This window comes from Acinetobacter sp. ANC 5600, assembly GCF_002018395.1.
Classification (GTDB): domain Bacteria; phylum Pseudomonadota; class Gammaproteobacteria; order Pseudomonadales; family Moraxellaceae; genus Acinetobacter; species Acinetobacter amyesii.
Genome location: NZ_MVKW01000009.1, coordinates 24,072 through 37,825 on the forward strand (window position 1 = coordinate 24,072; position 13,754 = coordinate 37,825).

Consider the following 13,754-nt stretch of genomic DNA (forward strand, 5'->3'; position numbering starts at 1 on the left):
AAAGTTGTCCTTACTTCACTCGTTGCCCAGTAATTTCATCAAAGAAAGCTTTGTTATCAGGTTTACGACCTAAGAAATCATGCACCAGTTTTTCGGCTTCATATTGACCACCTTGCGATAAGATCGTTTTACGGTAGCGTTGTCCCACTTCAGGGTTATTTAGGTTATCTCCGAAAGCAGACAACATATCGAGTGCCATCACTTCAGACCACATATAGCCATAATAGCCAACTTGGTAACCGCCCATGATATGGTTGAATTGTCCTGGGAATTCAGTGCTTGGGACATAGCCTAAAGCTGTCTCGCCTTCCATTTTCTTCCAGACATCTAAGGGTTTAACACTCAAAGCATCTGATGAGTGAAGCGCCATATCATATTTTGCATACAAGGCTTGACGTGCATAATGCAAACCACGTCCATAGCTATGAACCGCTTTTAATTTATTAATCAGTGCGTCATCTACAGGTGGACACGCTGGATTACAGTAATTTGCGAGTGTAGATAAAGTTTCTTTACGACGCGCCCATTCTTCATACATTTGTGAAGGTGCTTCTACAAAGTCACGCTCTACAGAAGTCCCCGATTGGGATGCATAGCGTGTATTGGACAAAATACCGTGTAAAGCATGACCAAACTCATGAACAAAGGTTTCAAGTTCATCACTATTTAAACCTTTACGGTTAAAATTGGTCACCAAAGCAGAAATCGGTTTACGCTTAGTCAAGGTACTGCCACCTTTTACGCCCCAAACAGCCGCATGACCATACTTCCCTTCACGTGGGTATTTATCGATGTATAAACCACCAAGCAACTCACCGGTCTTTTTATCTTTTACATCATAATATTCAACTTCTGATTGCCAAACATCGACTTTCGCAGGCTTAAATTCAATGCCATAAAGGTCAGATGAAATGGCAAAAATCCATTCTTGAGATGCTTGGGTTGGGAAATAGTCACGCAATTTTTCTTGATCGATTTGATACTTTTCTTTGCGAAGTTTTTCACTCCAATAACTCTCACTCCAGCGATTGATTTCAGCTTTTTCGAGTGGAATTTTCAGGCTTTTCGCTTTGAACTCACGTAAAGTCTCAACTTCTTTTTTCTCTAAAGGTGCCACCGTTTGATGAACATCGGCTAAGAACTTATTCACTGTTTCAGGGTCTTTTGCCATACGGTGTTGCAACACCCATTCGGCATAGCTTTTTTTGCCAAAGAGCTGCGCAATTTCATAACGTAAATCCATTGCTTGCTTTAACAATACTAAGTTTTTCTCAGTACCACGACGCGTGAATGCAGTTTGGTAACGCTTACGCGCATCATCGCTTTCTGCTAGTTCCATAAATGGACGGTATTCTGGGTATTCAAAACCGAGCAAATAATTGCCCTTTTCATTTTTCTTTAAGCCCGAAATATAGCTGTCTGGCAAGCCTTTCAACTCCGCCGGTGTAAACTCCAGTTTTTCTTTATTATCTCGTACATTACGCGCATATTCTTGTTCAATTTTTGCTAATTCATCAAAGATAGCTTTCAAACGAGCACGTTTTTCAGGTGTAAATTGTACCCCTGTATTTTCAAAACCATCCAAGATGTCTTGACGCATTTTTTTATCAATTTCGTCATTGGTTTTGAGTTTTTTAATTTGCTCGTAAAGTTTTGGATTTTGATAAACCGAAGTTTGAAACTCCATAATTTTAATTTCACAATCTTCCGCCGCCTTACGTAAAGCCTCATCAGGATCGACGTTACTATATAGTCCGATTGGTCCATAAAAATCTTCAAATTTGGCAAAAATTTGATCCCACTCCGCCAAAATAGGTGCTGCTTTTGCATTATTTTTTATCTTTTTTTGCTCAAATGCCGCTAAATCTGTTTTCACTTGCTGAATTTTGGCATCACACAGCGCAGGTATTTCTTTGGCTTGGAACTTTGGCAAAGTACTCCGTATTGAGTCTTCGGCTTGAACGAATTGGCTAGCGCCGATCATCAACATACTGAGGGTGGTGAGTTTCAAAGCTTTATTTTTCATAATTTCTCCAGTTTTGTTCCATTTTATTTTTTCGGGTCAATATCGATATACATCCATTCTGTTGCCAAAATTGGATGCTTTTTATAACCAATCACGCGTGGTTGCGACAACACACTACGGTAACGTGCATAATTAATTTGGACAGGCATGTACACTTCTAATATGCGTGACATTTTCCGATAGATTGCATCACGCTCCGGTCCCGGTTTCATACGCTGCGTCTGTTCATATAAACGGTCGTATTCAGGAATTTTTGAACAGCCGTTGTTGGTGACATTGATATTTTTGCCATAGAACAATTGCATAAAATTGTCTGCATCTGGATAGTCTGCGATCCATGCAGATGCTTTAAACATGGTTTTACACTGTTTTTCGGCTTTTAAAGCTTCTGCAAATGGCATCGACTTTGTTGTCATTTTAATTTTGATGCTATCTAAAGTTTTCTTCCAAAATTCGCCCAACTGCTGACTACGGCTACTATTGCCCGATATCGTCATTTCAATCGTAAGCGGTTTACCATTCGGTTGAGTACGCCAGCCATCTGCGCCGACTTTATAGTTATAACGATCGAGCAATAAATTTGCCGCTTTAACTGAGTATGGAATACTCGACTTATAATTCGGGTCATAGCCGACAACGCCGAGTGGAATTGGGCTTTGTAATTTTTGTGCATCACCATTCATCAAAATTTTGATTTGATTATCTGCTGAATAAGCCATCGCCATTGCACGACGTAATGCAATTTTTTCTTTACTAAAACCTCCAACCACAGGGTTTTGCATATTCCAATAGTGATAGTCGATAGAGGGGTCAGAAATCCGCGACATTTGGATGCCTTTTTTAGCCAACTCAGGCTTTAGCTCTCCATCTTTTAAGGCTTGTACCGACAAATCTCCATCTAGTACCAACAAATCCGCTTCATTTTTTGCAAAGGTCAACCAACGTGATTGTGATTCTTCCATCACCTGAATATCAATCACGCCAATTTGCGGCATTTTTTTGCCTTGCATGGCTTTTACAATCTTTTCATCTTTGGCATCTGATGCTTTAAAGTCCCAGACAAAGCCACGATAGTTTGGATTGGCCTTTAAAATAATTCGTGAACCAGGTGTCCAGCGTGTCAAAATATATGGCCCTGTGCCCACAGGTTTACCCATCACAAAACCCGCTTTGTCTCGATATTTTTCGACCACTTCACGTGCCATGGCCGATGCAGGTTGATGAGCCAATAACATTGGAAAGTTTTGATCTGGAGAATTTAATCGAATGACAAGGGTATACCGATCAGGGGTTTGTATGCCTTCAATGGGCGCATCATAATCAAACTTACCTGTTTTTTTCGCCTTTTCTAGAACCTTCTCCATGCCTAAAATGCGACCATCGAGTAGCCAACTGTTTGGTGAGCGAAGTTGCGGATCGACTAAACGTCTAAAGGTATATGCATAATCAGCCGAGATTAACTCTCTTTTCTTACCCTTAAATACAGGATCATCAGCAAAATAAATGCCTTTTTGCAGGCGAATGGTATAAGTCAAACCATCAGCACTGATTTCCGGCATGGCAGCAGCCGTTTTAGGAACCAACTTTGCCGGCGATGCTAAATAGTCATAAGTATATAAGGTTTCAAAGATTGAGGTATTCACATGTGCAGAATACAGATCATGTACGCCAACTGGGTCAAAACCTGTTTCTGCGACAGGAAAAATATGACGTAAAACTTTATTTGGATCTGCTGGATTCTTTGCCAATGCTAATGTCGGCATCGCACTGAACAACACTCCCCCCATCAAACACGCTGTAGCAAATTTGGTTAGCGTAAAATTCGAATTTCGCTTCATTGTAATCCTGACTCAATTATTTTTTACTAGGCTGAATATCGAGATATTGCCAACTGGTGTTCATCATTGGATGTGTTTTATACCCCTGAATTTCAGGGTGAATTAACCAATTACGAATCCGTGTAGAATGGATAATCCAAGGGTTATCCGCTTCAATTTGACGGTTCATTTTTTCATAAAAAGGTTCACGATCTTTAGGTTTCAACACAATAGCTTGCTTATATAATGCGTCATAAGCTTTAGATTGATAACAACTTAAATTCCCTTGTCCTGAATTTGGCCCATATAGTAATTGAGCAAAGTTCTCCCCTTCAGGATAATCTGCAATCCACGCTCCAGACCACATCATATATTTACATTGCATTGCTTCTTTTAAATTGTCAGCAAAGTTACTGACCTTAAACTGTACCCGTATCCCAATGGCATCGAGATTTTTTTTCCACAACTCAGATTGAATCACCGATTTAGAGCTATTTTCAGTATTTATTTTTAAGGTCAACGCTTTACCATCGGGCAAGGTTCGATAACCATCAGCACCTTTCTTATACCCAAATCGATCCAGTAATTTATTGGCCAGCAATGGGTTATATCCCAAACTACTGCGATATTTTGGATTAAAGCCACTCACGCCTTCTGGTAAAAACATTTCAGCCTTTACGGCCTGCCCTTGATATAACTGTTTAATCGATTCAGCTTGATTGTATGACATGCTGATGGCACGGCGTAAAGCTATCTTTTCAAGGCTTTGACCACCGACAAGCGGGTCTTGCATATTGAACATGCTGTAGGTGATTTCAGCGTCTTTATTTGGATAATGCTTAATGCCGAGCTTTTGCATATCAGGCTTAAGTTTATTTTGAGAATCTAAGGCTTGTGGGACAGCATTTGAGGTCAATTTATCAAAGTTTAGCTGCCCTGTTTTAAATGCTAACCACCGTGACTGTTCTTCTTCAATAATACTGACGGAAACCTTGCCGATTAGTGGCATTTTCTTCCCGTTCATTTCTTTAACTAACTGATTGTCCCAAGCGGTGCCTGTCGATTTAAAATTCCAGACAAAACCACGATAATTCGGGTTTGCAACCAATTCTATCTTGCTACGTGGAACATATTTACTGAGCTGATACGGTCCTGTTCCCACAGGATGCTGTGCAATTTTATTGCCATAAAATTCAACAACTTCTTTTGAAATTGCACCAAACGTAACATAGGCCAAAATATATTGAAAATTATAGTCAGGGCGCGTCAAAGTAATTTGCAAAGTATAAGGATCTATCGCTTTTAGGCCGGCAATAGCCGCATTGTAATTAAATTTTCCTGACTTCTTTGCATCCGCAACGACCGCATCCCCTCCTAAGATTTTGCCATCAATAAATGAATAGGTCGGAGAACGGTTAGCTGGATCTAAAATTCGTTGAATCGCGTAAATGTAATCTTGCGCAACTAGCTCGCGTTTTTTTCCCTTAAAGGCTGGATCATCTGAAAAATGGATGCCTCGTTTGATTTTGAAGGTATAGACTTTTCCTTCTTGTTCAATCTTTGGCATCGCTTCAATAGTATTTGGAACAAGAACAACAGGACGTGCTAGATAGTCATATTTCAATAAGGGTTCAAAAATGGCTTCCGCAATATTGCCACTATAATAATTATAGGTTTTGACCATATCAAAACCATCATCCGGTGCTTCAAATGCAATATTTAAAACTTTATTCGATTGTGCAGAAGCTTGAACCTCGGCCATCATCCCTGTTGAAATTAATAATGCAAGGAGCGCTATTTTAAATTTTCTAGTTTCCAAACCTTTTCCTTTCTGATGATTTTTTAATAATACAAAGCCGCAAGCAGACTTTAAATAAAGCCACCTTTACTAAAATAAAATAAACCAGTTTAAATTAAGTTTTAAACGTAGAACTTAATACAGTAATTAATATAAAGCGAAATTCATGCCACCACTCCTTGGTTGAAAGTTATCTGAATTAAATATCCTTTTAAATTCATTTTTTAAGATAAATTTATACTAATAGCGACTTTCCGAGTAAAGCTCGTTTTTATCAAAAATTCAACTCTTGTTGTTGAACGCATCCAAGCATATTTTGCACAAATATAATACATTCCTGATTCATAATGGATCATGTTCAGATGAAATGACAGACAACAGACAACTAAGCCACTGAATTTATGGTTTTTATTTTTTATTTATTTCTCTTATTAACATTATAAATCAAACACATAAATATGAATTAATTCACACTTTTTAAGGTTTAATTTGCATCTAATCATGTTTTTAAAAAAAATTTTGATCAAAAGTTAAATTCCTGATAAAACCTAATTAAAAGGATAACTTTAAAAAAAATATACTTACCGTTCATCTTAAAGTTCTCCACTTTAAACTCAATAATGTAGATATTTATCAGTATTTTATATTTGAAAATAAAATTTAAATATAAATTTGGCACTTGAATTGCTTAAAAAGAATCAAGCAATATCGCTAACTACAACAAAAAGGAATACTTTTACTATGAAAGAGAAAAAAAATGCTAAATCAGTGGGGGGCACACCATTTAGCAAAACAATACTTAAATTAAGTACTCTTAGTTTAAGTATGCTGTGTTTATCTTTAGCGCATGCAGCAGAAACAAATGAAGAAGAAACAGTAAAGCCAACGAAAGTAGCCAAAGTAACTGTGACTGGTTCATCCATTAAAGGGGTTTCTGCTCAAAGTTCTTCACCTATTACGGTGATTAAAGTTGAAGAATTAACTAAACAAGGGGTTACAACGACTGAAGAAGCCTTAACTAAAATTAGTGCGAACCAAGCGGGCTACAGTACAGCGCAAAACGTTGGTGCAAGTAATACGTCAGGCTCAACAGCGAACTTACGTGGCTTAGGATCAGATAAAACCCTCGTCTTACTTAATGGACGTCGTTTGGCTTATAGCCCATTTAGTACATCTGAGACCAACTTAAATACTATTCCGCTTGCAATGGTTGAACGTATTGAGGTTTTACGTGATGGTGCCTCTGCAATTTATGGTGCAGATGCAATCGCAGGTGTAATTAACTTTATTACAAAAAAACAATACACTGGCTTAGGTATTAGCGGTGGTTTACTCAAACCAGAAGATAAAGGCGGCGAAGAATACGATGTTTCGATTTTTGGTGGCTATGGCGACTTAGATGAACAAGGTTTTAACGTTTATGGCGCAATTGACTACCGTAAAGCCAAAGAAATTATGGCAAAAGACCGTAAAGTCAGCCGTCGTGGTGGCCTTCTACCTGAGTTAGGTATCGATGCTGGTTCAGCAAATGGCTTCCCTGCTAACTTTCTTGATCCAAACGGCGGGCCTTTAGATGCTGACGGAAATCCTGAAGGTGTTTTAGCGAACCCGTATGGTGGTGCAGCCAATTGTAATAATTTAACCAATGTCACTGAAGATGGCGGACTCTGCTTCCTTAATACGCAAGCTTTAATTGGTATTCAGCCAGAAACTGAGGACTTGTCTGCAATTGGTCGTGCAACCATCAAACTTAGCGATAACTTCAACGCTATTGGTGAATATGTCTATGCAAAAAGCAAAGTGACGACATCTATTGCTCCAGACGTCTACAGCCGCTCTGTCACGATTCCTAAAAGCAGTCAATATTATCCAGGCGAGGGTATTACCCCTGGTGTTGATGGTCTAAGTGGTGATCCATTACAACTTTACTTACGCTCTCAAGCGGGCAACCGTGTTTCACAATCTATCAATGAATCTCATCGTATTTTTGCTGGACTTGAAGGTGAAGCATACGGTTGGGATATCAACGGTGGCGTAACTTACGCAAAAGGTGAAGCATCAGATAGCTTTGTTAGTGGATACTTAAATCGTAACAAACTACAAGAAGGATTAAATGACGGCACAATCAACCCATTTGGTCCATCTGCAGATGCTAACGTTTGGACCTCATTAAATGTGAGTGGTACAACAAACGAAGCAACACTTGATTCCACAACATTTGACTTTACCGTGAGCCGCCCGATTTACACCTTACCAGCTGGTGATGTTGGTTTTGCATTTGGTGGAAGTTTTACAACTCAAGATTGGGAAGCAAAAGTAAACTCTGAGTTAGTACGCCTTGTACCAGGTAGTGGTATTGACCCTGACAAACCTCTGAGTAAAGGTGACCGAGATATTACTGCCGCTTTTGCTGAGCTTCAAATTCCAATTACCAAAACAATTGAAGCTCAACTTGCAGCACGTTATGACGACTACAGCGATTTTGGCGACACTTTCAATCCAAAAGTCGGTATTCGTTGGGAACCAATGAAGCAACTTATGTTCCGTAGTACCTACAGTACTGGTTTCCGTGCTCCAAGCCTTTGGGAAATTAATGCGCAACAAAGTAAAACCTACACTGGCGCAAAATATAACGACCCTGTCCTTTGCCCAGGCGGTAAACCAACCTCAACTCAATATCAAACCGAATGTAATACTCAGTTCTACCGTATGCAAGGTGGTAACCCAGATCTTCAACCAGAAGAATCTAAAACATTTACAGCCGGCTTTGTTTACGAACCAATTAAAAACTTAGTTTTAGCTGTTGATTATTACAACATTGAAATTGACGAATTAGTTGGCCAAGTGGGTGAAACTTCAATTTTTGAAGATCCTGAGAAATATGCTTCATTATTCGTGCGTGGTGCCGATGGTCGTATTGAATACATCAATACCATTCTAATGAATACAGGGGGTATTAAAACTCAAGGTATCGACATTAGCTTAGATTATCTTTCACCATTAACCGCGACAGGTCGTTTCGGCTTTGGCATTAATGGTACCTATGTCATCAAAAATGACTATCAAGAAGAAAAAGATGGTGCTTGGGAAGGCTTAGTTGGCGTGTATGACGATCCAGCTGTTTTACGTTGGAAACACACAGCAAATCTAAACTGGAGTTATGAAAACTGGAAAATGATTTTTGAACAACAGTTCTTCCGTGGTTATGACGACCAAAACCAAACTGGGAAAGCACAGTTCGACAAACATCGTGTTCCTGACTACACCCTTTATAACATTGCAACAACTTACAGTGGATTTAAAAACTTAGAGCTCACTGGTGGTATCAAAAATATCTTTGCTGAAGAACCTGCAGCATCGAACGTTTTAGATAACTTCCAATATGGCTATGACCCACGTTATAGCGATCCTACTGGTCGTACATTCTATGTCCGCGGTACTTACAAGTTCTAAAAGCTAAATTTGCAAGTACGATTCTAATAGGAATCGTACTTGCACTATTTATTTAATTAATTAGTCAAACATAAAAAATGCAAAAAACACTTATATCTCAAGTGCCAATTTCACTATTGATTGTTTGTCTCACATTTCAGGAGTAGTAATGGGCAAAAGCTTTTCCGAATTAGAAAATAATTCCGGCAAACGCCTGATCGGAATTGGGGCAGTCATTCTTCTGCATCTCATTGTACTCTACGGATTAATTACTGGCCTGTCCAAAAAAGGTGAGAAAACTGTAGAAGAACCTGTTGAATTAATCATTATTCAAGATAAAAAACCTGAGCCAGAAAAACCGAAACCAATTGAAAAACCACCTGAATTACCAAAACTCGTTAAGGAAGTGCTCAAAACACCAGACCCTCAACCTGAACAAAAGGTCGTTGAAAAAGCTGCACCAACTCAAACAGTTAAAGCCGTTTCAACACCTACGCCTACAGCTTCCCCATCTCCTAGTCCTGTGGCAGCACCAGCACCAGCACCAGCACCTGTAGCTGCAGCAGCTCCAGCACCTGCCCCTGCTCCAAAACCAGCTGGAGAAACACGTGGTGCTTCTGAAGGAAGTGTTGGATGTAAAGAACCACCATATCCACGTGAGGCCGAAATGGCTGGAGAAATAGGCACAGTCCATATTTCTGTTCTTGTTGGTACAGATGGAAGTGCAAAGCAAGTGAAGGTTAAAAAATCGAGTGGTACTAAATCTTTAGATAAATCCGCAAGTAAAGCATTCAGCTTATGTACTTTTAAACCTGCACTCAAAAATGGTGAGCCAGTTGAAGATTGGTATGAACTTGAATACGAATTTAAACTTGATTAATAAATCTACAAAAATTTGGAGAATATGAATGAATAAAATGATGAAATCTGCACGTATTTTTGCATCTGCTACAGTTTTAGTAACAAGTACATTACTCCCACTGCAAGCTGCATTTGCTGAAGAATCTGCAAATACTGCAACAACACAAGTAGAAACTACGAATACAACAAATACACCTGCACCGCCACCAATGCCTACAGCAACCAAAGAAGTCTATAACCCGTATGGCTTAGAAGCACTATGGCGTGAAGGTGACATCGTTGCTAAATCGACACTCTTTATCTTGGTCCTGATGTCGATTGGAACTTGGTACATCATGGTCACTAAATTTATTCAACAAGCTAAAATTAAACGTCAAGGCAAAGAAGCCGAAGCTAAATTTTGGGATGCTGCTTCAATTGATAGCGCTGCTGAAACGCTTGATGAGTCTAGCGCCTACCGCTTCATTGCAGAAAAAGGCATTAATTCAACTAAAAAACATGGTGGCAACCTGTTAGAACGTATCGACTTCAACACATGGGTGACTATTTCAATCCAGCGTGCTATCGATAAAATTCAAAGCCATTTAAGTGGTGGATTAGCTTTTCTCGCAACTGTCGGTTCGACTGCACCATTTGTGGGTTTGTTCGGTACAGTTTGGGGTATTTACCATGCTTTAACGGCAATTGGTATTTCAGGCCAAGCATCTATTGATAAAGTTGCAGGCCCGGTCGGTGAAGCCCTAATTATGACGGCAATTGGTTTGGCTGTAGCAGTACCTGCGGTTCTTGGCTATAACTGGTTAACGCGTCGTAATAAAGCAGTTCTAGATAATGTTCGTACCTTTGGTTCAGATCTACACACCGTACTTTTAAGCGGTGAGATCAAAAACAATAATAACGACACAAAATAAGAGAGGCATCAGCCATGGGAATGATGGTCAATTCAGATGGTGACGAAGATGATGTAATTTCAGCCATTAATACAACACCTTTGGTTGATATTATGTTGGTGCTGCTCATTATTTTCTTAATTACAGTACCTGTTGCAATCCATACAGTTCCGGTGAAGTTACCTGAGGAAAAAAACACACCTTATGAAACTAAACCGATCAATATTCAGATTGCTGTCAATAAAAATGGCGATATCTTCTGGAATGAAAAATACATTGCAGATAAAGACACGCTGATCAGTCGACTACAAGCGGAAGCTAAAAAGCGTCCGCAACCTGAAGTTCATATCCGTGGCGATCAGGTGACAAAATATGAAGCGATTGATGAAGTCATTAGTGCAACACAAGCAGCAGGAATTGGCAAAATTGCTTTTGTCACGACTCCTGTTGCCGCACCATAATCGGATGAGGGACAAGGTATGGGAATGAATGTCGGTTCCGATAAAGACGATGATGTTATGTTGGACGTCAACATGACGCCATTGATCGATGTGATGTTGGTTTTGCTCATTATGTTTATTATCACAATTCCAATTCCAAATAACTCGATCAATATTGATTTACCAAACGGTACGCCACCGCCAACCAATGAAAAGCCGCCTGAGCCGGTCACCTTACGCATTGATGCGCAGGGTAAATTATTTTGGAATGGTCAACCCGTTGCCAATAAGCAAGCTTTAGAAACACTTTTTGCTGGTGTTGCACAACAAGCAGATCAAGATACGATCAAAGTGCAACCTGACAAAATGACAGAATATAAAGATGTCGCTATGGTGATGGCAGCAGCACAACGTTTGAATGTCAAAAAAATTGGTGTCTCAGCAAATCAATAATTGCTCTCCAACAAAAAAAGCCAACTGATCACCTCAGTTGGCTTTTTTAATTCTTCACAGAAATCTATACAGTTAGTGACTCAGAAAGAAACTCTTATTATTTATTAAGTATTTTTCTGCTTCCAAAATTCATATAGCTCATGATCACAGTTTGGCTTTAACTGACTAAAACTCAACCCTTGCTGTTCATGTGGTTCAAGTCTTAATTTTTCGGCAATCTCTGCTGTAGATAAACCATAGGCTTCTGCATCAGCATTTGAATAGGCATACACAATTTTTTCAACTCCAACCATTCGCAGAGCTGCCAAACACATTGGACACGGTTGTCCGCTCGCATAAACGACACAGTCCTTCAAAGACGTCGTATTTAAATTTTGTGCGGCTTGTCTTAATGCATTTAACTCGGCATGAGATGTCGGATCGCCCGAGATTAATATTTGATTCACCCCTGTACTCACCACAACGCCATGCTTAACGATCACAGCACCAAATGGTCGGCCACCTTGCTCAATATTTTCTTTCGCAAGTTGAATCGCAAGTTCTATAAACGCATGATCCGTCATAAATACGCCCAATTATTGTCAATATAAAGAGTTAGCCCATTATGCCAATACAGGAACATCAATCCATAACGCCTCTGGAAAGTGTTTGGCTAAATATGCTTTTAAATATTCAGCAGTATCTTTGGAAATCAATGCATCTTGCGATTCATGATTTAAATTATAAGCCAGTGCATAAAGTGCCAAGCCACGACTTTTTAGTGCTTCCAAACTTAAAATCGTATGGTTAATGCTGCCCAAACGACCTGATGTCACCAAAATAACGGGATATTGTTTCTCTACAACATAGTCGATGGTTAAAAGATCCGTGGTTAATGGCACCATCAACCCACCCGCACCTTCGAGTAAAACGTTGTCATATTTTTCAGTTAAACGTTTTGTAGCGTATTCGATTTTAGCAAAATCAATGTCACGTCCATCAATTTTGGTAGCAAGATGTGGCGACGCAGGATAACTAAATATTTCAGGCATCGTGAGTTTGGTTTCATCTTCGACCAACAACCCCGTACCCATAATTTGACGATGTTGTTCTATATCCTCAGAAATATCGACATTGCCTGTTTGGATCAACTTTTGCGTGATCGTTTGCGCCCCTTGTTCATTCCATATTTTAGCCAAATAGCCCGTGGTATATGTTTTACCGATGCCTGTATCGATCCCACTAATGAAATAAACTTGCCCTGTCATGGCATTCTCCGTGCAATACAAAAAATCGGATGATAGGTCAGTGCATAACGCATCTGTCCAGTCTCATCACGCAAAGAAAACTGTTGATATGCTGAATAAAAATCAAAGAGCGATTGTTTCGTCCAACGAAAATGTGAGGCTGTCGCAGTCACACCTGTCGCTTTTAAATGCTGCAAAACCTGCTTTGGATGATCAAAATATAATGCCGTTGTCTGCTCTGAAAGATGCAGAATTTCAAAACCTTTTTGACTTAATATGACTTGAAGCATATCAACATCGAGGTAATCCAAACCCTGCCCAGTCAAAGCTTTTATTTCCTGTAAATTCTGCTGCCCAAAGGTCGAAAAACAAAAATATGACTCTGGATTTAAACTTTGAAAGGCTTTTTCGACAATGCCTGCAAAGTTCCCTACCCATTGCAAAGCCGAACTGGATGCGATCAAGTCGATATGCTGTGGAAATTCTAGTTGTTCGATATCTCCTAGCCAGTACTGAATCTGTGGACTTGAGGGAAAATGCTGTTGAATTTCTGCATACAGATCATTTAAAACCAAATGATTGATTTGCATATTTTCCAGCATTAAATGGCTTAAATTCCCCGAGCCACATCCAATTTCAAAAACGGTTTCTACGGGGTGATTTTGCAACTTTGGACAATACTGCTGCATCAACTCAAATAAATGTTGAGCAATCTCTTTTTGTACAACGGCATGTTCAGCATAGCTGTGCCCTGCCTGAGCAAAGCGCAACGCCACTTGGGATTTATCAATCTCAAAATTATTCACAGGTC

11 protein-coding genes are annotated in these 13,754 nt (G+C 39.5%); 5 read left to right on the forward strand and 6 right to left on the reverse strand.

Translation table 11 applies throughout. The annotated features are described in order from the left end of the window. Positions 1–10: 10 nt before the first annotated feature. The 3 genes from B1201_RS14985 to B1201_RS14995 form a co-directional block, all read right to left on the reverse strand. Positions 11–2,026 carry a M3 family metallopeptidase gene (locus B1201_RS14985; RefSeq protein ID WP_078194232.1) on the reverse strand — a complete coding sequence of 672 codons (2,016 nt, stop codon included), beginning with the start codon at positions 2,024–2,026 and terminating at the stop codon, positions 11–13. A gap of 23 nt (positions 2,027–2,049) precedes the next feature. Further along, positions 2,050–3,813, reverse strand: coding sequence for an ABC transporter substrate-binding protein (locus B1201_RS14990; RefSeq protein WP_373684767.1), 1,764 nt, complete (start codon positions 3,811–3,813; stop codon positions 2,050–2,052). Positions 3,814–3,880: 67 nt separating this feature from the next. Further along, complete coding sequence (locus B1201_RS14995) at positions 3,881–5,608, reverse strand: ABC transporter substrate-binding protein (RefSeq protein WP_078194234.1); 1,728 nt, start codon at positions 5,606–5,608, stop codon at positions 3,881–3,883. 774 nt (positions 5,609–6,382) lie between these two features. Between B1201_RS14995 and B1201_RS15000 the strand changes: the two genes are divergently transcribed. From B1201_RS15000 to B1201_RS15020, 5 genes are all read left to right on the forward strand, one after another. Further along, positions 6,383–9,094: a TonB-dependent receptor gene (locus tag B1201_RS15000; RefSeq protein WP_078194235.1), complete on the forward strand. Its 2,712-nt coding sequence runs from the start codon at positions 6,383–6,385 to the stop codon at positions 9,092–9,094. 148 nt (positions 9,095–9,242) lie between these two features. Then, positions 9,243–9,953, forward strand: a complete 711-nt coding sequence (locus B1201_RS15005) for an energy transducer TonB (RefSeq protein ID WP_078194236.1) — start codon at positions 9,243–9,245, stop codon at positions 9,951–9,953. 28 nt (positions 9,954–9,981) lie between these two features. Next, on the forward strand, positions 9,982–10,845 hold the full coding sequence (locus B1201_RS15010; RefSeq protein WP_078194237.1) for a MotA/TolQ/ExbB proton channel family protein: 864 nt from the start codon (positions 9,982–9,984) through the stop codon (positions 10,843–10,845). A 14-nt stretch (positions 10,846–10,859) separates the two neighbouring features. Beyond that, entirely contained in the window at positions 10,860–11,285 is a 426-nt protein-coding gene (locus B1201_RS15015) for an ExbD/TolR family protein (RefSeq protein ID WP_078190074.1), read from the forward strand. A gap of 18 nt (positions 11,286–11,303) precedes the next feature. Further along, the gene (locus B1201_RS15020) at positions 11,304–11,717 is read left to right on the forward strand and encodes an ExbD/TolR family protein (RefSeq protein WP_078190075.1); all 414 of its coding nucleotides are present in this window, start codon (positions 11,304–11,306) and stop codon (positions 11,715–11,717) included. A 104-nt stretch (positions 11,718–11,821) separates the two neighbouring features. Here the strand turns inward: B1201_RS15020 and B1201_RS15025 are convergent, their stop codons facing one another. The 3 genes from B1201_RS15025 to bioC are packed head-to-tail and all read right to left on the reverse strand — an operon-like array spanning position 11,822 to position 13,749. Next, entirely contained in the window at positions 11,822–12,280 is a 459-nt protein-coding gene (locus B1201_RS15025) for a nucleoside deaminase (RefSeq protein WP_078194238.1), read from the reverse strand. Between the two features lie 39 nt (positions 12,281–12,319). After that, positions 12,320–12,964, reverse strand: coding sequence for a dethiobiotin synthase (bioD, locus tag B1201_RS15030; RefSeq protein WP_078194239.1), 645 nt, complete (start codon positions 12,962–12,964; stop codon positions 12,320–12,322). Then, positions 12,961–13,749, reverse strand: coding sequence for a malonyl-ACP O-methyltransferase BioC (bioC, locus tag B1201_RS15035; protein WP_078194240.1), 789 nt, complete (start codon positions 13,747–13,749; stop codon positions 12,961–12,963). The genes bioD and bioC overlap by 4 nt, the downstream gene beginning before the upstream one ends. Positions 13,750–13,754 lie beyond the last annotated feature (5 nt).